The sequence below is a fragment of the Nocardia macrotermitis genome, assembly GCF_009604405.1.
Taxonomy (GTDB): Bacteria; Actinomycetota; Actinomycetes; order Mycobacteriales; family Mycobacteriaceae; genus Nocardia; species Nocardia macrotermitis.
On the sequence record NZ_WEGK01000020.1, the window covers coordinates 83,279 to 103,391 of the forward strand.

General features: G+C 66.7%; 17 protein-coding genes. 5 read left to right on the plus strand and 12 right to left on the minus strand.

Annotated features, from left to right (window positions below):
- The first annotated feature begins 16 nt into the window (after positions 1–16).
- Together NRB20_RS32830 and NRB20_RS32835 are read left to right on the plus strand one after the other, a co-directional pair.
- A complete protein-coding gene (locus NRB20_RS32830) occupies positions 17–1,318 on the plus strand; it encodes an acetyl-CoA C-acetyltransferase (protein WP_319945698.1) in 1,302 nt (433 codons plus the stop codon).
- A 23-nt stretch (positions 1,319–1,341) separates the two neighbouring features.
- On the plus strand, positions 1,342–1,866 hold the full coding sequence (locus tag NRB20_RS32835; protein ID WP_194290091.1) for a GNAT family N-acetyltransferase: 525 nt from the start codon (positions 1,342–1,344) through the stop codon (positions 1,864–1,866).
- Between the two features lie 252 nt (positions 1,867–2,118).
- Here NRB20_RS32835 and NRB20_RS32840 read toward each other — a convergent pair whose 3' ends face one another.
- The 4 genes from NRB20_RS32840 to NRB20_RS32855 form a co-directional block, all read right to left on the minus strand.
- Positions 2,119–2,700 carry a hypothetical protein gene (locus NRB20_RS32840; RefSeq protein ID WP_153415293.1) on the minus strand — a complete coding sequence of 194 codons (582 nt, stop codon included), beginning with the start codon at positions 2,698–2,700 and terminating at the stop codon, positions 2,119–2,121.
- A gap of 455 nt (positions 2,701–3,155) precedes the next feature.
- Entirely contained in the window at positions 3,156–4,286 is a 1,131-nt protein-coding gene (locus tag NRB20_RS32845; RefSeq protein WP_153415294.1) for a cytochrome P450, read from the minus strand.
- Positions 4,287–4,394: 108 nt separating this feature from the next.
- Positions 4,395–5,366 carry a phosphotriesterase family protein gene (locus NRB20_RS32850; RefSeq protein WP_153415295.1) on the minus strand — a complete coding sequence of 324 codons (972 nt, stop codon included), beginning with the start codon at positions 5,364–5,366 and terminating at the stop codon, positions 4,395–4,397.
- A 32-nt stretch (positions 5,367–5,398) separates the two neighbouring features.
- Complete coding sequence (locus NRB20_RS32855; RefSeq protein ID WP_153415296.1) at positions 5,399–5,599, minus strand: hypothetical protein; 201 nt, start codon at positions 5,597–5,599, stop codon at positions 5,399–5,401.
- A gap of 92 nt (positions 5,600–5,691) precedes the next feature.
- Between NRB20_RS32855 and NRB20_RS32860 the strand changes: the two genes are divergently transcribed.
- Positions 5,692–6,627, plus strand: a complete 936-nt coding sequence (locus tag NRB20_RS32860) for an AraC family transcriptional regulator (protein ID WP_153415297.1) — start codon at positions 5,692–5,694, stop codon at positions 6,625–6,627.
- 236 nt (positions 6,628–6,863) lie between these two features.
- Here the strand turns inward: NRB20_RS32860 and NRB20_RS32865 are convergent, their stop codons facing one another.
- Complete coding sequence (locus tag NRB20_RS32865) at positions 6,864–9,101, minus strand: DUF5685 family protein (RefSeq protein WP_153415298.1); 2,238 nt, start codon at positions 9,099–9,101, stop codon at positions 6,864–6,866.
- Between the two features lie 113 nt (positions 9,102–9,214).
- Here NRB20_RS32865 and NRB20_RS32870 point away from each other — a divergent pair, with 113 nt between their 5' ends.
- Positions 9,215–9,490 carry a helix-turn-helix domain-containing protein gene (locus tag NRB20_RS32870; protein ID WP_319945699.1) on the plus strand — a complete coding sequence of 92 codons (276 nt, stop codon included), beginning with the start codon at positions 9,215–9,217 and terminating at the stop codon, positions 9,488–9,490.
- 33 nt (positions 9,491–9,523) lie between these two features.
- On the opposite strand, the gene NRB20_RS32875 is transcribed toward NRB20_RS32870, so the two are convergent.
- The 5 genes from NRB20_RS32875 to NRB20_RS32895 all read right to left on the minus strand — a co-directional run bounded on the left by NRB20_RS32875 (position 9,524) and on the right by NRB20_RS32895 (position 16,338).
- Entirely contained in the window at positions 9,524–10,123 is a 600-nt protein-coding gene (locus tag NRB20_RS32875; RefSeq protein ID WP_153415299.1) for a TetR/AcrR family transcriptional regulator, read from the minus strand.
- A 295-nt stretch (positions 10,124–10,418) separates the two neighbouring features.
- Positions 10,419–11,573 carry a glycoside hydrolase family 3 N-terminal domain-containing protein gene (locus NRB20_RS32880; protein ID WP_153415300.1) on the minus strand — a complete coding sequence of 385 codons (1,155 nt, stop codon included), beginning with the start codon at positions 11,571–11,573 and terminating at the stop codon, positions 10,419–10,421.
- Positions 11,574–11,788: 215 nt separating this feature from the next.
- Positions 11,789–12,817, minus strand: a complete 1,029-nt coding sequence (gene gnd / locus NRB20_RS32885; RefSeq protein ID WP_153415301.1) for a phosphogluconate dehydrogenase (NAD(+)-dependent, decarboxylating) — start codon at positions 12,815–12,817, stop codon at positions 11,789–11,791.
- Positions 12,818–13,046: 229 nt separating this feature from the next.
- Positions 13,047–14,129, minus strand: a complete 1,083-nt coding sequence (locus NRB20_RS32890; RefSeq protein ID WP_153415302.1) for a DUF4185 domain-containing protein — start codon at positions 14,127–14,129, stop codon at positions 13,047–13,049.
- A 382-nt stretch (positions 14,130–14,511) separates the two neighbouring features.
- The gene (locus tag NRB20_RS32895; RefSeq protein ID WP_153415303.1) at positions 14,512–16,338 is read right to left on the minus strand and encodes an acyl-CoA dehydrogenase; all 1,827 of its coding nucleotides are present in this window, start codon (positions 16,336–16,338) and stop codon (positions 14,512–14,514) included.
- Positions 16,339–17,068: 730 nt separating this feature from the next.
- On the opposite strand from NRB20_RS32895, the gene NRB20_RS32900 reads away from it, so the two are divergent.
- Positions 17,069–17,674, plus strand: a complete 606-nt coding sequence (locus tag NRB20_RS32900) for an alpha/beta hydrolase family protein (protein ID WP_319945700.1) — start codon at positions 17,069–17,071, stop codon at positions 17,672–17,674.
- Between the two features lie 243 nt (positions 17,675–17,917).
- On the opposite strand, the gene NRB20_RS32905 is transcribed toward NRB20_RS32900, so the two are convergent.
- Both NRB20_RS32905 and NRB20_RS32910 read right to left on the minus strand, forming a co-directional pair.
- Positions 17,918–18,607, minus strand: coding sequence for a class I SAM-dependent methyltransferase (locus NRB20_RS32905; protein ID WP_153415305.1), 690 nt, complete (start codon positions 18,605–18,607; stop codon positions 17,918–17,920).
- 155 nt (positions 18,608–18,762) lie between these two features.
- Positions 18,763–19,848: a DUF4185 domain-containing protein gene (locus NRB20_RS32910; protein WP_194290095.1), complete on the minus strand. Its 1,086-nt coding sequence runs from the start codon at positions 19,846–19,848 to the stop codon at positions 18,763–18,765.
- Between the last annotated feature and the right edge of the window lie 265 nt (positions 19,849–20,113).

Consider the following 20,113-nt stretch of genomic DNA (forward strand, 5'->3'; position numbering starts at 1 on the left):
CCCCCAGGAGACTCGAGTGACAACCACAGCCCGTTCGGCCAAGCAGGCCCGGCCCGTCGCCGTCCTCGGCGGCAATCGGATCCCTTTCGCCCGCTCCGACGGCAAGTACGCGCACGCCTCGAATCAGGACATGTTCACCGCCGCGCTGAACGGGCTGGTCAGCCGGTTCGGATTGCAGGGGGAGCGGCTGGGCATGGTCGTCGGCGGCGCGGTGCTCAAGCGCGTCGGCGAGCACGGCATGGTCCGCGAGAGCGTGCTGGGCAGCGAGCTCTCGCCGTACACCCCCGCGCACGATCTCCAGCTGGCCTGCGGCACCGGGTTGCAGTCGATCGTCACCGTCGGCGACGGAATCGCGTTGGGGCGCATCGACGTCGGCGTCGGCGGCGGTACCGACACCACCTCCGATGCGCCGATCGGCGTGAGCGAATCGATGCGCGAGTGGATGCTCGACGCCAACCGCGCCAGGAAGAACTCCGACTACGTCAAGCTGGTCGGCCGGTTGCGCCCGAGCATGGTCGGCATCGAGATCCCGCGCAACGCCGAACCGCGCACCGGGCTGTCGATGGGCGAGCACGCCGCGATCACCGCGAAGGAATTCGGCGTCTCCCGCGAGGCGCAGGACGAGCTGGCCTACCTCTCGCACCGCAATATGGCCGCCGCCTACGACCGCGGTTTCTTCGACGATCTGGTCACCCCGTTCCTCGGGCTGACCCGCGACGACAACCTGCGTCCGGGCTCGACCATCGAGAAGTTGTCCACGCTGAAGCCGGTTTTCGGCGTCAAGCTGGGCGACGCGACGATGACCGCGGGCAACTCCACCCCGCTCACCGACGGCGCGTCCGCGGTGCTGCTGGCCAGTGACGAGTGGGCCGCCTCGCGCAACCTCGAGCCGCTGGCCTACCTGGTCGACAGCGAGGTCGCCGCGGTCGACTACATCCACGGCCCCGACGGCCTGCTGATGGCCCCCACCTATGCGGTGCCGCGATTGCTGGCCCGCAACGGACTCACGTTGCAGGACTTCGACTTCTACGAGATCCACGAGGCGTTCGCGTCGGTGGTGCTGGCGACGTTGCAGGGCTGGGAATCCGACCAGTACTGCAAGGAGCGGCTGGGCCTGGACGGCGCGCTGGGGTCGATCGATCGGGCCAAACTGAACGTCAACGGCTCCTCCCTCGCCGCGGGCCACCCGTTCGCCGCGACCGGCGGCCGCATCATCGCCCAGGCCGCGAAACAGTTGGCGGAGAAGGGATCCGGGCGCACCCTGATCTCCATCTGCGCTGCCGGCGGGCAGGGCGTGGTCGCGATCCTGGAGCGCTGAACCGGATCGATACACTCGCGTTCGTGAGTGATATCTCGACCGCGGAGCAGGTGCCGACCGATCGGTTGGCCCTGCTCCGTCCGGTCCCGGCCGATGCCGAGGCCATCCTCCGGATCTGCGGCGTCGCCGAGCCATGGGTGACCGTGGTGCCGAACCTCGTTGCGGCACAAAGGCTCTACCTGGAATGGGATGAGCACTGGCGTCGGCACGGCTACGGCTATTGGACGGTGCGCACTCGCACCGACGACACCGTCGTGGGCTTCTGCGGAATCCGCTCGATGAATATGCCCGCAGGCCCGGCCCTCAACCTGTTCTATCGGCTCGCCCCTGCCACCCGCGGCCAGGGTTTCGCCGCCGAGGCAGCCAGCGCGGTCGTCGCCCACGCCCGCACCCACCTGCCGAAATTGCCGGTGATCGCCCGCATCCAGCCCGAGAACGACGCCTCCCACCGCGTCGCAGAACGGGCGGGGCTGTCGCGCGCGGAGTACCTGGACACCGACAGCTGGCATCACTACGTTGCTCCGTCAGGCTGGGGGCATGTCGACTGAGACTGGTTGCACCGCAACATCGTTCGGTCATTCTGGTCGCCCGATCCGGGACAACCGCTCACGTGAGCGTTTCGCTTCGGCAAGTCGATCCTGCTGCCGTCCACGGTCAATGTCTACGGTGAGCACACCGCCGAAGGCCTGGGAACAGCGCAAGAGCCGCATGCTCTTTCCACCACTTGACCGTCGAATCGCACCGGGATTCGATACCCGTGGAAAGGCGTGCGGCTCTTATCTTTCGGTAGCGTGACCGGATTACCGAAGGTTGAATGCCGTCGCCGGTGTGGGCGGAACAATCGGCATCGCCCCGTACGAGACAACGGGATACATGTACGACTGCGGAATCACATTGAACAGGATCGCTTTCGCATCACGCTGGTAGGGCAGGTCTACCTGCGTAGTCCTGCCACCGGTCCTGTCGGCATTCAGGTGCACTGTATGACCGAACAGGCCCCCGAGAGTATCGCTCGGACGGCCCGGAGCCACCGGGTGCCCTGCGACATCACGGTCGGTACACGTACTCACGATCAATGTTGCTGTGCAGGTCGGAGGTACAGGCAGTCCTGGAATCGTCGCCCGGATACCCAGGGGCTTCAGATGACCGACTACGCGAGACGGTTTCGCGGGATCGCGAGCGATCCACATCGTATAGTCGATATAGCAGTTCGCGCTGTCACTCATCGCATAACTGTTGACCGGCCCGAAGTGCTGAACTCCCTCTACTATCGGAAATGCCTGTGCCGCAGGCGCATTACCCGCAACAGGCGCGATCCCCAACAACCCGGCCGTCGCCGCCGCAACAGCCAGCGCATACTTGACAATTTCGGGCTTACGCACAGCGCACTCTCCCCCGTAGATGAAATGCGTTCCACCGCACGCTAACTCAGCCGAACCTTCCGCACAAGCCGAGAGCCGTCGATCCACGGTTTCCGGCCATTCCCGCACGGCCTCGAGATGTACCTGTGATCAGTCGTCGTCGAACCGCGACGCAGCCCGCGCACCGTTCAATCCTGCATCGGCTGCGGCCGCGGTCTCCGGTATGCCGAGTCGTGAGCTGATTGATCTGCTGCCGCAAAGGCTTTCATGCATCGGAGGGGGTTCCTTGTTTCGTCGCACGCTCGAGATTGCCGGAACTGTCGCAGCCGTCGTCGCTGGATGTTTGTTGTCGGCTGGTGTGGCCGGGGCAGATTCGGTGCCTGTGCCGCGCTACGGAATGATCACCGATATCACCGCCGTCGGTGACCACGCGCTGTGTCATGGCACGATCGTTTCTCGACGTCGTGCAACACCCGTCAGACGGGGTGCCAGTCGGCGAACGGTCGGGCCGGGTCGAAGACGACCGGGAGTGTGCCCAGGGCTCGGTGGAAAGGGCCTGGGCGCCAGGGCAATTCGTCGGGGCTGACCGACAGTTCGATCTCGGGGAGGGCGTCGAGGAGTTGGTCGACGCCGTCCTGGGCGATCAGGTAGGCGGGCTGGCGGGCGGGGCAGGCGTGGGGGCCGGCGCCCCAGGCCAGGTGGGAGCGGTTGCCGGTGTGGTCGCCGCCGCTGATGGTGGGGTCGGTGTTGCAGGCTGCGATGCTGATGATGACGGGTTGGTGGGCGGGGAGCCAGATGTCGTCGAGCAGGACCGGCTGGCGGGGGTAGGTCATGCAGAAGTTGGCGATCGGGGGGTCCAGGAACAGGACCTCGTCCAGGGCGTCGCGGGTGGAGAGGCTGCCGCCGAGCAGGTTTCCCGCGAAACGTTCGTTGGTCAGGATCAGCAGCAGGGTGTTGGCGATGAGATTGTGCACCGGTTCGACGCCCGCGGCGTAGAGGGTGACGAGTTGTTCGATGACCTCCTGATCGTCGAATCCGGCCGGGTGCCGGACCAGTCGGGTGGTGACGTCGTCGCCGGGGTCGGTGCGTTTACCGGTGACGAGTTCGTGCAGCGCCGCGACGAGCATCGCGTTTCCGGCCGCGGCATCGGAACCCTCGAAGAGCGTGACGACGCCGGTCGCGACCCGCTGTCCGATCTCGGGTGAACAACCCAGCATCGCGTTGACGACCTGAAAGGCAAGCGGCCGTGCGTAATCCGCGATCAGATCCGCCGCGCCCACCCCGCAGAACCGCGCGATCAGGGGCACCGCGATCCGTTCCACCACCGCGTGCAGACCGTGCAGATCGACCGCCGAGAGCGCCGCGACATTGGCCTCCCGATAACGCCGATGTTCCTCTCCGGCACTGCGTATCGCGTTCGGCCGCCAGGCCAGCATCGGCTTGACCGGGCATTCGTCCGGAATACCTTTTTCCCACGACCGCGGATCGACCGGGAAATGCGCGGGATCGTGCAGCACCCGCACGGCCGTGCGATAGCCGATCACCAGGGTCGCGGGGACTCCCGGTGACAGTTCGACCGGCACCAGCGACCCGTAACGCTGCCGCATCTCTCGGTAGCATTCGTGTGGCCTGGCGGCGAATTCGTTGCTGTACAGGGCAATTCGATCGCTACCGGCGTATGTGAGCGGATGGATCATGCGGTCCGGCACAATGCATCACATCGAGAAGTAGCGGCGCGGATTGTCCGTCAGCATCGTGGTGATCTGCGCATCGGTGACACCGCGTTCGCGCAGGGCGGGCAGCACGTCGTCGCTGATGTGCGTGTAGATCCAATTCGGCAGTGCCGCAGCCTTTCCCGCCGCGGGCAGCCAGTCGATGAAGCAGGATGCGTCGTGGGACAGGACCATTCGATCCACGTAGCCGCGGCGGGCGAGTTCGGCCACCGTGCCGACCCGCTGTTCGAAGGGCAGCAGCACGTCGAGGCCGAACCGATCCATGCCGAGATATGAACCGGCATCGGTGATTTCGCGCAGATAGTCCAGATCGGTGCTGTCCCCGGAATGCCCGATGACGACCTTGGTCAGGTCCGCGCCCTCCTCGGCGAGCACCCGCTGCGCGACGAGTCCGGACCGGGTGTGCGGATTGGTGTGCACGGTGATCGGCGCACCGGTCTCGACGTGCGCCTGCCCGACCGCACGCAGCACCCGCTCCACTCCGGGAGTCAGGCCCGGCTCCTCGATCGCGCACTTGAGGAACGCCGCCCGCACTCCGGTGTCGGCGATGCCCTTGCGAATGTCCCGGACGAACAGTTCGACCATCGGCTCCGGGGTGTCGAACAGCAGTCCCGGACCGGTGTGGTGGAACTGGAGCGGCACCTCGTTGTAGGTGTATATGCCGGTCGCGACGATGATATTGATGTCGACCCGCTCGTTGATCCGCTGAATGCGCGGCAGGTAGCGGCCCAGCCCGATCACGGTCGGATCGACGATGGTGGTGATGTCCCGCGACGCGCACTGCCGCAATTTGTCCACCGCGTCGGCGATCCGCACGTCGTCGTCCCAGGGGTCGGGGAAATCCGGGTAGTTCTGCCGCATCTCCGCACCCAGTACGAATACGTGTTCGTGCATGAGCGTGTTGCCGAGCCGCTCGGCCGGTACCGGACCACGGACGGTCTGGACATCGGTCATCGTGTTCATCTCCTGGAAATGCGAAAGCTGGTCTACCACAAGAACTTCGGGATATGGCCGCGCCGCGACGCGCAGTACAGCAGGACCGCCGGACCGGTGCGATGCCGGCCCGATCGCGCGCCGTCGCACAGCGCACACCCCTGTGCGTCGCAGGTCGCGCAGGTCGGCCGCTCGTCGGCCGGAAGGTCGGGGTTGCGGTAGGACACGCTGTCCTCCTCGGGGATCGGTGCCATAATTCGACTTCAGGTTATGAGTGCGTCTGTGCCCGTTCGACCGTGTGCGCGCAGGGAATGCACGCGAACGCGCAAGCCGCTGGAGTTGCCCGATGAGAGATTCCGAGCCGTATCTCGTGCAGGAGGTCGACACCGCCGCGGTTTCGGTCCGCGAGTCCGCGGATTTCTGGGCCGAGCACATCTGCCGGAATCAGGGCACGCTGCAATTCCGTTTCGCCGACGCCGCGACCTTCCACGGCGTGACCGCGGCCCAGCACTACGCCGGTTATCAACTGATCGGCTTCCGGTCCGACGGCATCACCTACGCGCGCACGCGTGCGGACGTGCGCCGGGACGACGACGAGAGTCTGCGGGTGGTCGTGCCGACCGGTGGCGAGATGACGTTCCGGCAGGACGACAGCAGCGTCCGGGTGCTGCCCGGACAGGCCGCGGTGGTCACCAAGGCACGCCCGTTCGATTTCGCGCAGAACCACCACGCACAGGGCTGGGTGATGAACATCCCCGCCGGTTCACTTCCGCTCGAAATCGGTGCTGGACCCGCGGTGATCGATCTGCGGCAGGGCCTGGGATCGGTCGCGTCCGGCATGATCGGCGAGCTCGGCCGACAGCGTCGAGTGGTCGACGGACTCAGCTTCGCCACGACCTACGACATGGCGATCGAACTGCTCAAACTGTGTCTGCGCTCCGGCCGGGAGGTGCCGACCACGCTGGGGGCGGTCGACGTCGCGGTCCGGGACCACGTCCGGCGGCATGCCACCGATCCCGAGCTCACACCGTCGGCGATCGCGCATCACCTCGGTTGGTCCACGCGACAGGTGCAGTTGGCGCTACAGCACACCGGCACCACACCGAGCCGATTGATCCGCGCCGAGCGGTTGACCCACGCGCGTCGCCTGCTGCGCGAGAGTTCGCCGGACCGCACCGTCGCGGAGATCGCCTACGCCAGCGGTTTTCGTTCGCTCAGCGCGTTCGGCGCGGCTTTCAAAGCGCAGTTCGGATTGACGCCGCAGGAAGCGCGCAACCACTGAATCGGGGATGTCCGCTGCGACTCGCTGACCGGATGTGTCGACCCCGCTGTTGCTCGCCCAGGCGTGAATCGTCGCCGGGAAGGCTGGATTCGCAGTTGCACAGGGTTTTTCGAGGACGTTGTGTTCGAGATGCTGAACAGATTCGCGGTGTGCGCGACGTAGCTGGGAGCCGGGAGCCGGACAGTTGTACACGTGCGCAATGGAATTGGTGTGTGTAGTCGACTCGGGCGGGGTGATCAGCAGTCGCAGCAGCACCCGTCGCAGCAGCCGCAGCTGTCGCAGTCGGAGCAGCAGGAACAGCCTTCGCAGCAGCCGTCGCAGCAGTCGCACCAGCAGTCGCTGCGTCGGATCCAGGGGCCCTGTTCCACACCGCTGCAAGGGCGGCGGTGGGTGGCGCAGCAGGCGTAGCCGGTGCAGTACGCGCCGCAAATGATGGCCAGGCCCGTGCCGAGGCCGGGGCGTTTCGGGGGCGCGGGTAGGGGTGTGGCGGGGTCGTAGCGTGGGGCGTTGTTCGGGCGATCGCTGAACGGTGCCGGGATGTCGTAGGGCACAGGGTTGTTCGGGTTCTGGGGTGTGCCCTGCTGTTGGTTGTAAGGGTATTGCGGGGTGGGACCGGGGCCGAACTGGTTCGAACCAGGTTGGGGGCCAGGGTTGTTCGGGTTACCCGGGCCGTATGGGTTCGGTCCCGGCCGAGGTCCGCCGGGGTTCGTGCCGTAGGGGCCCGGCTGATTCGGTGTGCCGGGGCCGTAGGGGCCGGGACGGGGTCCCGCGGAGTATGTGTTCGGACCCGGTTGAGCCTCATAGGGATTCGAACCGCCCGGGCCTGGTGTGTAAGGGGACGGCTGATACGGATTCGGTTGATAGGGCTCGTTCGGCCCGCCACCTTGCGGCCCGGGAGGGTTCGAGCGCGCTTCGATCGGGCTCAGTGTCGTGGCCAGCCTGACCAGGCTCGGTGCCGCCACGAGTTCGAACAACGCTGGTTCCGTGGCCGATTCGATCAGGCGTGGTGTCCCGGCCACGGATACGAGCTGCGGTTTCGCAGTCGGCGAAGCGTGGGTAGGCGAGACGGTTCGTGTGGGCGAATCGGATTTCGGCCTGGTTCGCCGTGGGATCGTGGTCGGTCCGAGTGAATCCGGTGGATCGGTCGGCTCGTCCCCGGAGTCCGGAATGACCGCGCGGAGCGGTTGCTCCGTCACAGACTGTCCCGAAAGACCCTGGGTGGCAATAGGACCCGTGGTGGTGCGTTCGCCCGACGCCGCCGTGAGGTCGATCAGGCCGGGCGCGGCAGGGAAGCCGAGCAACTGCACCGTGTGCGCGGGGTCGGCCGAGGTGGGGATACTGCTGTGCGCGTGGGCATTTCCGCAACGACTGTGTGAGCAGGTGTGTGTTGCGGAGGTGCAGGTATGGGTGCTTCGGCGCATACGACGCACCACCCCGGTGACAGGGTCGAGCAGCGCCCAGCGGACGGTCGGAGTGGCCGACAGTCCGGCCCGCCAGACAGCCGCCTCGATATGTGAATTCGATTCGCGCAGTAGAGCGTAAGCCCGTTTGCGAGTCGTACCGGTGGCGGCGAGGGGATTGAATTTGCCGTTGCGACGATCCTGTTCGAGATCCTCGATCGCGTCGGCGAGATGGGCGATCCGGCCGAAATACCATCCGGCGTCACGCAGGGCATCGGCGTTCTCCGGACATCCGGCGAGTATCGCGGTGTGCGCGAACAATTCGGCTGTGCACAGCTGTGTCGCGTAGGTGAGTTCGGCGAGCGTGTCCAGACCCCGCGTCGTCGCGGCGGGCTCACCCGCCCCGCCGATCCTCGTACCGCGACCGATACGCCCGCGACCACCCGACCTACCGGCATCCGAATCCACCTGTGCCGCAGCGACTGCCCGCTCGATCCCCGGCTGCGCATCGATCGCGGCGATCAGCGGTTCGATATCCAGCCCGATATCGCGCGCCCCCTCCCGGGCCCGCGCGAACCACCCCGCCGCCACCCGTGCCATCGGCCGAGCCCGCAACACCCCGGCCTCACCGTCGTCCACATGATCACGAATCTTGGCCGCCGCCAACAACAATGAGGCCGTAGCGGCCAACCGCACCCCGGGCGTCGAAGCACCGGCGACACTCGCCCGCCGCATCCCCCGCAACGGACACGCCCCCGCCGCCTCCCGCACGGCCGCCTCGGGCCGCTGCGCCTCGGTCAGCACGGTCAACACGATCGCATCGGTATTCGTAGCGGCCCGAGCCACCTGACTGTGCCCATCCCGCAACCCGAGGCACAACCCGCACATCTGCGCGAAGAATTCCCCCTCCCCGATCCCGTACTTCGCCGCACTGTGCGCACAAGGCCGCAAGAGCCCGAACACATCCACCCCCTCGATCCGGCAGCCGACCCCGGCCGACCACCGCCCTGCAACAATCCGCAGCAACTCTGTCAGCCCGGGCCCGTCACCGCAACCCGCGACCGACTCGGCCATACCGGGCCACCACCCCACGGGGAGCCATCTATAAATGGCAGAATAGAGATTCGACGCATCATGCCATCTATAGATGGTCGACGCGAGTGCACGGTCTCGGAAACCTCGTTGAGGTGTCGGAATCAGCCGTCGAGAGGCACCTTGCGGTGCTCTTGGGTCAGCGGCTGGTCACTTTGCGCGAAGCCAGGGGGCTCACTCAGGAAGAGGTTGCGCATGCCGCGGGCATCAGCCGCAACCATTATCAGTTGCTCGAGAACGGGTGGGGTGTGCGCAAGACGAAGGCGCCCGCGAATCCGCGGTTGTCGACGTTGATCGCGCTCAGTGAGGTACTCGGGACGACGGTGCCCGATCTCGTCGACGAGATGTTCGGCAGGACCGCGCGCCGATAGTGATCATCGGATCGTAAACGCCTGTGCCGCAGGCTATTCGGCCTTCTTCTTACCCGCCAGGCCGCGCCAGGCGAGATCGTCCAGGAGATTGACCGCTTCGGCGACTTCCACTTCGCCACTGGCGATTCGGTCGGCGATGGCCTCGCCCGCGCCGATCACGGCGACCGAGACGATGTCGAAATTCGTTCCGGGCTCGGCATATTTGGCGCTCGAGGCCAGCAGTTTGGCGGTCAGTTCGATGACGCGCTCGCGGCTGTTGGCGATCTCCGAGGCGAAGGGCTGCTGGCCCAGGGCCTGACGATAGAGGACCTGCCAGGACAGCCGATTGTTGTCGACATACGACAGGAACGCCTCGAGGCCCGCGCGGAGTTGTTCGTGCGGCGTCAGCTGCGGATTGCCCGCGACGGCGACGGCCTCGATGAAACGCATGCTCTCGCGGGCGATGCAGGCCCGGAACAACTCGTCCTTGGAGCCGTAGTACAAATAGAGCATCGGCTTGGAGATCTCGGCCTCGGCGGCAATGGCATCCATCGAAGTGTCGTGATATCCCTTGCGGGAGAACACCTCGACGGCGGCGTCCAGCATCTGCTGTTCACGAACCGCCCGGGGGAGCCGCTTCGTACCGCCTGCCATGCACACTCCTAGGCCATGAGAAACCATTATCTTACTCCAAGGTAAGTTGTGTGCTTCGTCCATTGCCGGAAAGTCGCCGGTGAGCGGGACGGAGTGCGCAGTTCAGCGGCCCACGGGCCCGCGCGCTGACGCATTCGGGCCAGCCGAATCGAGCAGTGCGAGCCAGCTGGATCAAGCAGTGCGAGCCAGCCGGATCGAGCAGTGCGAGCCAGCCGGATCGAGCAGTGCGAGCCAGCCGGATCGAGCAGTGCGGACCAGCCGGATCGAGCAGTGCGGACCAGCGGAATCAATGAGCTCAGCAGTGCGGCGTGACGCCCTTGAACTTCACCATCCGCAACACCGAGGCGTTCACCCGATCCATCGGCAGCCGCCCCGAGCGCACCTCCTGCTCGAGCTTGTCGAGCACCTGCGGGACCGCCGTGCTGGTCGTCCACAGCGCGTTGTCCGCACCGGCCTCGAGCGCCGCGGCGACCGCGTCCTCGATATCCATCCGCTTGCTGATCGCGGCCATACCACCCAGGTCGTCGGTCATGATCGGACCGTCGAACGGTTGCGCGTTGTAGCCGGTTCCCTTGCGCAACAAGGCCATTGCCTGCGGGCTGATACTGGCCGGGACGTTCGGGGTGGTCAGTCCGGGCACGTCCAGGTGCCCGACCATCACCGCCGCGCCCGAACCTATCAGCTTGCGGAACGGCACCAGATCGTTGTTCTGCAACTGCGCCAGCGGCGGCGTGTGTACCGCCCCGGTGTGCGAATCGCCCGAACCGTGCCCGTGCCCCGGGAAATGCTTCATCACCGCGCCGAGCCCCGCATCGTGCATGGCCCGGATGAACGCGCCCGCGTAGGAGATCACCACGGCCGGATCGTTCGAGAACGAGCGATCCCCGATGACCGAATCGGCGTCCTCGTCGCTGACGTCGGCGTCCGGCGCGAGATCGGCCGTGATACCCAGGGCCTTCATCGCCTTACCGCGCGCCAGGCTCTTGGTGTAGTACTCGTCCGCGGTCATGGTCTGCGGGATGCTGCGGGCCGGGGGAACCGCGCCGATCAGGTTCTTCAGCCGCGAGACCCGGCCGCCCTCCTCGTCGATGGTCACCATCAGCGGCGCCTTCGACACGGCCTCGACCTGGGCGACCTGATGATTCGTGAGCATCGCCTGATCGGTCCAGCTGCCGATGAAGATTCCGCCGACCTGCTCGGTGCGCACGATGTTCGTCGCGTCCGCGGTCCCGGTCACCCCGACGGTCAGCAGTTGCGCGAGCTTCTGACGAGTGGTCAACTTCGCGAGATAACTTGCGTCACAATCGGATTGGGACTTCGTCGTGGACGCGGGCGTGGACCCCGGAGCGGCGGTCGTGGAACTCGACGGCGCCGAGGTGGTGGAACCGCTCGAACACGCGGTCAAACCGACAGCAAGCACGGCAAGCATGGTCCCGCGAACGTTGCGCATGGAATTCGACGGTAGCCGGTCCGGTCGTTGTGCAAAACAGGGGCCGCGTCGAATGTCCCGAATGCGTTGTTGTCCAGGTGAAATCGAGCAGACACGTGCCTGCGGACCCGACGATGCGTCCGGCGGACCGGGCCGCTGGCGAGCCCGCGCCGGCCGCGCCGAACACAATGCTGCCCTGCACCGAATGTCGGTACAGGGCAGCAGGTTCGGCGTGTCTACTTGGCCGGAAGCTCGTTGTGCCCGCCGAAGCCCTTACGCATCGCCGAGAGCACCTTGTCCGCGTACAGCGACTCGCCGCGCGAGGAGAAGCGGGCGAACAGCGCCGCGGACAGCACCGGCGCGGGCACGCCCTCGTCGATGGCCGCGGAGATGGTCCAGCGGCCCTCGCCGGAGTCGGACACCCGGCCGCCGAAGGAGGACAGTTCGGGATCCAGCAGCAGCTGCTGCGCGGTCAGGTCCAGCAGCCAGGACGCGACGACCGAACCGCGCCGCCACAGCTCGGTGACCTCGGGAACGTCGATGTCGTACTGGTAGTACTCGGGGTTGTCCAGCGGGGTCTCCTCCGCGGAGTGCGCATCCCCGGCCTGCGCGCCGATGTTCGCCTTGTGCAGGATGTTCATCCCCTCGGCGTACGCGGCCATCGCACCGTATTCGATGCCGTTGTGCACCATCTTCACGAAGTGGCCCGCACCGGCGGGACCACAGTGCAGGTACCCCTGCTCGGCGCGCGAGGGCTCACCGGTGCGACCCGGGGTGCGCGGGGCGGCCTCCACGCCGGGGGCGATGGAGCGGAGCAGCGGCTCGATGTGCGCGACCTGCTCGACCTCGCCGCCGATCATCAGGCAGTAGCCACGCTCGAGACCCCACACGCCACCGGAGGTGCCGATGTCCATGTAATGGATTCCCTTGGGGGCCAACGCCTTCGAACGCTTGATGTCCTCGTGGTACCGGCTGTTGCCGCCGTCGATGATGATGTCGCCCGGATCCAGCAGCTCGGCGACCTCGTCGATCACCGCGCCGGTCGCGCCCGCCGGGATCATCACCCACACGATGCGCGGGGCCTCGAGCTGCTCGACGAAGGACTTGTAATCGGTCGCGCCGGTGAACTTGTCACCCAGCTCCTCGGTGAACTCCGCGAGCTGACTCTCGCGGCGGGCGTAACCGACCGCGGTGTGCCCGTCCTTGACGATCCGGCGCACGATGTTCGCGCCCATCCGGCCGAGGCCGATCATTCCCAGCTGCATACCTTCTCCTCGAGTCGTCCGGCGAGCCCGGGCGGGTCCGAGCTCGGTGGCGGCGCGCCCGTCACGTCCGCGCCGCAGCCTTCTCGATTGTCCACTCTGTCAGGTCCGGAAAATTCTTCAGGTATCGGCGTACGGAAGGTGTAACACTCCCGGACGAACCCCGATAAACAGATCGGCTCCGTGCAGTTGCCAGACCCCCGACCCGGCAACCGCACGGAGTCTCTTCATGTCACAGGGGCGCGCGCATCAGGATGACGTTGTACTGGTTGTGGACGCCGAGGGCGAAGTACAGGGCGTCGCCGGTCTGGTAGGGGAAGAGCATCGGGGCGTAGGCCGAGGGGAGCGTGCGGGTGTCGACCAGCACCCGGGGCGGGCCCCAGGGACCCTGCGGAGCGGGGGCGGTGCGCATGACGACCGAGTTGAACGGGTCGGTGGTCACCATGACGTACTGGTGCAGATACTCGTTCCACATCACCGACAGTTCGCCGACGCCGCCGACGATCGGGGCCGCCGCGTTCGGATCCTTCGGCTTCCAGGACTTGCCGTCCCAGAATTCGTAGGCGTCGTTGTCGGCGATGGCGCCTTCCTTGACCCGCGAGACGAATCCGGGATTGTTGCGGCCGGACGGGGTGCCGTACTCGTAGACGTAGCCGCCCGACTTCAGGAAGGCGTTCTGCTGGAACTTGTTCCACGGGCCGTCCGACGCGCGCCGGGTCGTGGGCAGCTGCGCCCAGCTCTGGCCGTCGTCACCGGAGACCGCCAGCGTGGAGAAGTTGGTGTTCCACTTCCCGTCCAACCCCCAGTTGTGCACCGACATCATCCGCATGTACTGCACGCCGCCGACCGAGATGCCCGCGGTGGGGATGAAGCTGATCTCGATGCCCGGGATCTTCGGGCTGGGCAGCGGATTGTCGACGAAGCTCGTGTAATGGATGCCGTGCGACGGGTCCGCTCCGGCGGGGCTGCGGTACAGCACATTCGAGCGCCAGGCCCAGACGCTGCCCGCCAGCAGGTTCGGCACGCCCAGTCCGGCGGTGTCGCCGTAGGCACTGATCATGTGCCCGCGCCCGTCGTCCCACATGATGCCCAGATCGGTGCCGAGCACGTTCTGCTGGTCGGTGTGGTTCGGGCTGGCCATACCCGTCAGCTGGTAGATCGCCTTGGTCGGCCCGGGCAGATTGGGCAGCCCGTTGGTGCCGTTCAGGCCGGGGAAGGGATTGATGTTGTTGGGGTCAGCTCCGGCCGGGGAAGCCCCGACCGCGAGTACCGCGACCGCCGCACACGCTCCGGCCAATGCGGACAGTCGTTTCATAGTCTGTTCCCTTCCATGAGTGACGCCGAGGGTATTGTGCCGGGTTTGTGACACGGATGTGGGAGTTGCGTCACGCAACATCGATCACATCGGCTTTGCCGGGCCTGCCTGTTACTCGATCGTGATGCTGTGTCATTGGCCTCCGCTTCGCTCCGGCGGTTCGCGGCCCCCTGAGGCTCACCGCTGAGCCCCGTGTCGGGCAGTCGTTCCTCGCACCCGCCACGCGTCTCATCGGCGAGCCGGGCCGCGAACTCTGGGTTTCGACCGTCGCTCGCGAACGCGCGACCATGCTGCGGAACGCAATCGTTCCGCAATATAGCAAACGCCCCGCGACCGGAGGTGAATCCGATCGCGGGGCGTTCGAGCTATTCGACGCAGCAGGTCAGAAGGCTGCTTCGGCCAGCTCCATGATGTCGTTGTCCAGATTGGCCAAGACGTTGCGGGTGGCGGTCAGTTCGGGCAGCACATTGCGGGCGAAGAACTGGGCGGTCGCGATCTTGCCCTGGTAGAACGCCTCGGTCGAGCCGTTGTCCAGCGCCTTGATGGCGATCTCGGCCTGCGACAGCAGCTGCCAGCCGACCAGCAGGTCGCCGACGGCCATCAGGAACCGCACCGAACCCAGGCCCACCTTGTACAGCTCCTTGGTGTCCTCCTGCGCGCCCATCAGGTGCCCGGTCAGCGTCGCGGCCATGCCCTGCACGTCCTCGAGGGCGGTGGCGAGCAGTTTGCGCTCGGCCTTGAGCCGGCCGTTGCCGCCCTCACGCTCCAGGAACTTGCTGATCTGGCCGGCCACGTGCGCCAGCGCCACACCGCGGTCGCGGGCGATCTTGCGGAAGAAGAAGTCCTGCGCCTGGATCGCGGTGGTGCCCTCGTACAGCGAGTCGATTTTCGCGTCGCGGATGTACTGCTCGATCGGGTAGTCCTGCAGGAAGCCCGAACCACCGAAGGTCTGCAACGAATCGGTCAGGTACTGGTAGGCCCGCTCGGAGCCGACGCCCTTGACGATCGGCAGCAGCAGGTCGTTGACGCGGGCGGCCAGATCGGCGTCCGCACCGGAGACCAGTTCGGCGATGTCGGCGTTCTGGTGCGCGGCGGTGTAGAGGTAGACCGCGCGCAGGCCCTCGGCGTACGCCTTCTGCATCATCAGCGCGCGACGCACGTCGGGGTGGTGGGTGATGGTGACGCGCGGGGCGGCCTTGTCGGTCATCTGGGTCAGATCCGCGCCCTGCACGCGGGTCTTGGCGTACTCCAGCGCGTTCAGGTAGCCGGTCGACAACGTGGCAATCGCCTTGGTGCCCACCATCATTCGCGCGTTCTCGATGACGTCGAACATCTGTGCGATGCCGTTGTGCACCTCGCCGACGAGCCAGCCCTTGGCCGGGACGCCGTGGCCGCCGAAGGTGACCTCACAGGTGGCCGAGACCTTCAGGCCCATCTTGTGCTCGACGCCGGTGACGAAGACGCCGTTGCGCTCGCCGAGCTCGCCGGTCTCGTGGTCGAAGTGGAACTTGGGTACGAAGAACAGCGACAGACCCTTGGTGCCCGGGCCGGCGCCCTCGGGACGCGCCAGCACCAGGTGCACGGTGTTCTCGAACAGGTCGTCGGCATCGCCCGAGGTGATGAAGCGCTTGACACCCTCGATGTGCCAGGTGCCGTCCTCCTGCTGGATCGCCTTGGTGCGGCCCGCGCCGACGTCGGAGCCGGCGTCGGGCTCGGTCAGCACCATGGTGGCGCCCCAGTCGCGGTCGACCGCGATCTTGGCCCACTTCTTCTGCTCTTCGGTGCCGTTGGCGTGGAAGATGGCGTTGAAGCCGGGACCGGCGGCGTACATGTACGCGGCGGGCTGCGCGCCGAGGATCAGTTCGGAGATCGCCCAGTGGATCGAGCGCGGTACGCCCAGGCCGCCCAGCTCCTCGGGCAGGCCGAGCTTCTCCCAGCCGCCCTCCTGCATCGCGCGGAAGGACTTCTTGAAGGATTCGGGGATCGCCACGGTGTGGGTCTCGGGGTCGAAGACCGGCGGGTTGCGGTCGGCGTCGGCGAAGGATTCACCCAGCGGGCCCTCGGCCAGCCGGCGTACCTCGCGCAGCATCTCCTTGACGGTGTCGGCGTCCAGATCGCCGTACGCGCCGCTGTCGAGGATCGAACCGAGGCCGAGCACCTCGAAGAGGTTGAACTCCAGGTCGCGGACGTTGCTCTTGTAGTGACCCATCTGTCTACTCACTCTCCATCGAGTTTGGTGCGGTCGGACGTAGCCCGTTCCCGCCCGCGGTCTCCGCCGGGTAGCCGGTCGCCTTCGCCGTCCACTACTCGCGGGTAACTTACAGCGTATATTACTCGCGGGTAATCCGCCGTCAAAGGGATGACCGGGCAGTGTGATGCGATGAACAAATCGCTGCTGAGGTCGGGTGCGCCCACTTCGGGGCGGTGACCGGCCGGACGTTGCCCCGGATTCACAGGGGCGATGGGTTCGCCGTCTCGGGGGCGACGGGCCGGATGCTGCTCGGGATTCCCAGAGGTCGATGAGTTCGTTGTCGTGGCGGTGACGGGCCCTACGCTGCTCGGGATACCCAGGGGCGACGGGTTCGGCGTCATGGAGGTGACAGTCCGGATGCTGTGCCTGGGTTTCCGGAGTGACGGGCCGGATGTTGCGCCCGAATTTCCAGGGGAATGGGTTCGTCGTCGTGGCGGTGACAGGCGGGATGCTGCGTGGTTGTGGTGGTGACAGACGGGGACGTTGCGGTCGGTCGCGATGCGGTCCGCAGCGGTTCCGGTGGTGACGGGATATCGCCGAGGGGTGGCGTGCGACGTCGGTGATCTGCGGATACCGCGCGATTCGGTGGCTCGGGCGGGCCGTTACTGTCGTTCGGAGGCGACCGGGTGGTGCTCGCGTGGGGCCCGGGGCGCGGCAGTGTGGCGTGGCGATGGAGAGGCGGCGGATCGTGCTGATCGAGACGGAGGCGGGGGCTGCGGAGGTCGAGTTGGACAAGCCGCGGTCGCCGAAATTCCTGTTGGTGTTGACGCACGGGTCCGGGGGCGGGGTCGAGGCGAGGGATCTGCTGGCGGTGCGGGACTGTGCGGTCGGGTTGGGTGGGGCGGTGGCGCGGGTGGTGCAGCCGTATCGGGTGGCGGGGCGGCGCGCGCCGGGGTCGGTGATCAAGCAGGATGCGGCGTGGCTGGAAATCGTTGCGGCACTGCGGAAGAAGGTGCGGTCGGGGCCGTTGGTCCAGGGTGGTCGGAGCAACGGGGCTCGGGTGGTGTGCCGGACGGCTGTGGAGGTGGGGGCGAAAGGTGTGCTGGCGCTGTCGTTTCCGCTGCATCCGCCCGGGAAGCCGGAGAAGACGCGACGGGAGGAGTTGCTCGCGGCGTCGCGGTCGGTCGACGTCGTGGTCGTCAACGGGGCGCGGGATCCGTTCGGGATTCCTGATCCGGCCGACGTCGCCGAGCTGACAGTCGTTCCGGGACAACCACATTCGTTCACCAAGGGTTTCGATGTGATAAGCGGTGCGGTCGAACCCTGGTTGCGCCGCTGGGCCGAACTCGGCTGAGCGTGCCCGTTGCGGATTCGCATTTCCGCCGCGTCGCGAAAGTCATTGTCGCTGAGGTGATTTCCCGTAGCGTTGTCCGCCTCGCTGGAATCGATGAGCACCGGTGGCTCGATGAGCACCGGTGGCTCGATGAGCACCGTTGGCTCGATGTGTGCAGGCGGGTCGATGTGTGCGGGCGGGTCGATGTGTGCGGGCGGGTAGAAGGTGGCCGATACGTGCGCGCGCTCCGATAGGGGCCGCACCTCAGCCGTTCGTCGCTTGTTCCTCCAGATCGGAAACGATCTTGGTGGCCACGACCAGGGCGTCGATTGCGTCGCGGCCCTCGGTTTCGCGCAGGACGCGGTCGGTGATCCGGATGCGGATGTCGGGCGCGGAGCTCAGGTCGGTGACCACGTCGTCGGGGGTGAACAGGATCGACGGGTCCTGGGGCCCGCCGAAACCGTCGGTGAGGTTGGTGGTGTCGTGGCCGAGGACCAGCAGCGTGCCGCCGGGGGAGAGCAGTTCGGCGGCGCGGATCAGCATCGCGCGGCGCTGGTCGGCGGGCAGATGCAGGAAGACGCTCAGGACCAGCTCGAACGGCCCGGGGATGGCGGCGGCCGGATCGGTGACGTCGGCGCACTGCCAGTCGATCCGGCCGCGCACCGAACGCGACAGCCGCGCCGCCACCGTCCGGCCCTTATCGATTCCGACCTGCGAGAAGTCCACCGCCCGGACCCGCCACCCGTGCGTGGCCAGCCACAGCGTGTTGCGCCCCTCCCCGCACGCCAGATCCAGCGCGCGGGGCAGGTCCGGCACCGGTTCCCCGGGTGCGTCCGGCTGCAACACCACCCGCCGCTCGAGGCCGTACACGTGCTCGACCACGGTGGCGTTCGGCGGTGCGCCCCACACCAACTCGCCCTGCGTGTACCGGGCATCCCAATCGGCCGCGTCCATGAGCGTATTCTTCCGCCCCACGCCGCCCGGGTGCCGCTCACCCCCGGCAACGCCGACCGGGGTGTCCGGGCCCGCCGACCTTCGATCACGTCGGCTGGCAGACGCGAGCCGGGGCGATTCGGTAGAAGTGAAGCCACGGCCGACGCCGCGACCGTTCACAGCCGGGTGCGCATCAGGACCACGTTGTACTGGCTGTGGATCGTGGTGAGGAAGTACAGGTCGCGGCCGGTCTGATACGGGAAGATCGACGGGGCGTAGGCGCTGGGTAGCTCGCGGGCGTCGATCAGCACCTCCGGCGCGCTCCACGGACCCTGCGGCGCGGACGCGCGACGCATCACGACGGAGTTGAACGGATCGGTCGTCAGCATCACGTACTGCCCGAGGTACTGATTCCACATCACCGACAACTCGCCGACCCCGCCCGCGATGGGCGCCGCGGCATTCGGATCACTGCGCCGCCAGCCGCCGCCGTCCCAGTATTCGTACGCGCCGAGATGCTGAATATCGCGCTCGGCCACCCGGGCCACATAGGCGGCGTGATTGCGTCCCGACGCGGTGCCGTACTCGTAGACGTAGCCGCCGGATTTGGTGAACGCGTTCATTTGGAATTTGGCGTTCCCACCGGAATTGGGCCGCCGGGTGAAGCCCAGATCCGCCCAGGTCTCACCATTGTCCGCCGACGCGCCCAATCCGGAATAGTTGGTCGTCCACTGCCCGTCGGCGTCCCAGCTGCGCACCGACATCAGGCTCATGTATTGCACCCCGCCGACTTCGATGCCCGCGGTCGGGATTCGGCTGATCTCGAGGAACGGGATCTTCGGGCTGGGAATCAGATCGCGGGCCTGACCCAGGCCGTCGCGCACGACGCTGTCGTAATAGATGCCGTTGGCCGGATCGTGGGTGTGACTGCGCACCAGGATATTGCTGCGCCACGCCCAGGTGCTGCCGACCAGCAGGTTCGGCAGGCCGAGTCCGGCCGAATCGCCGAACGCGGTGAGCATCTGGCCGCGGCCGTTGTCCCACATGATGCCCAGATCGGTGCCCAGTACGTTGTAATTCTGGGTGCTGTTCGGACTCATCATGCCGGTGACCTGGAAAACAGCCCGGCTGCGGCCGACCAGATGCGGCAGGCCGCTGGTGCCGTTCAACACCGGAATCGGGTTGATGGCGTTGGGATTCGCCTGTGCGGGCGCGGTGACGGTCAACATCGCCGCCGCGCTCGCTGCTATCGCGGACAGCATGATCGATACTGCTTTGGACAACGTGGATCGGCCTTCCCGAGTCGCGTCGAGACGGGCGGCCGAAACCGGTGGAGACTCTGGCGGCCACACGATCATCGACTGGTTGGCAAAATGTGAAATACAAACTGCGCACATTCGGCACGGGTGCAGCACCCCGGTGACGGGGGTACCGCATATTCGCAAAAATACAGCCGGACGCAGATTACCTGCGAAAACGTGCTCGGCGAAGTATTGCGGCGGCTGAGTCGCGCGTGCGATACCGAAT

Coding starts and splice junctions, on each gene's coding strand:
- NRB20_RS32845 (WP_153415294.1), bottom strand. CDS start 4,286: ATGCGGCAGCGTTACGGGTCGCTGGTGCCGGTCGAACTGTCACCGGGA.
- NRB20_RS32850 (WP_153415295.1), bottom strand. CDS start 5,366: ATGACCGATGTCCAGACCGTCCGTGGTCCGGTACCGGCCGAGCGGCTC.
- NRB20_RS32855 (WP_153415296.1), bottom strand. CDS start 5,599: ATGGCACCGATCCCCGAGGAGGACAGCGTGTCCTACCGCAACCCCGAC.
- NRB20_RS32860 (WP_153415297.1), top strand. CDS start 5,692: ATGAGAGATTCCGAGCCGTATCTCGTGCAGGAGGTCGACACCGCCGCG.
- NRB20_RS32865 (WP_153415298.1), bottom strand. CDS start 9,101: ATGGCCGAGTCGGTCGCGGGTTGCGGTGACGGGCCCGGGCTGACAGAG.
- NRB20_RS32875 (WP_153415299.1), bottom strand. CDS start 10,123: ATGGCAGGCGGTACGAAGCGGCTCCCCCGGGCGGTTCGTGAACAGCAG.
- NRB20_RS32880 (WP_153415300.1), bottom strand. CDS start 11,573: ATGCGCAACGTTCGCGGGACCATGCTTGCCGTGCTTGCTGTCGGTTTG.
- gnd (WP_153415301.1), bottom strand. CDS start 12,817: ATGCAGCTGGGAATGATCGGCCTCGGCCGGATGGGCGCGAACATCGTG.
- NRB20_RS32890 (WP_153415302.1), bottom strand. CDS start 14,129: ATGAAACGACTGTCCGCATTGGCCGGAGCGTGTGCGGCGGTCGCGGTA.
- NRB20_RS32895 (WP_153415303.1), bottom strand. CDS start 16,338: ATGGGTCACTACAAGAGCAACGTCCGCGACCTGGAGTTCAACCTCTTC.
- NRB20_RS32905 (WP_153415305.1), bottom strand. CDS start 18,607: ATGGACGCGGCCGATTGGGATGCCCGGTACACGCAGGGCGAGTTGGTG.
- NRB20_RS32910 (WP_194290095.1), bottom strand. CDS start 19,848: ATGCTGTCCGCGATAGCAGCGAGCGCGGCGGCGATGTTGACCGTCACC.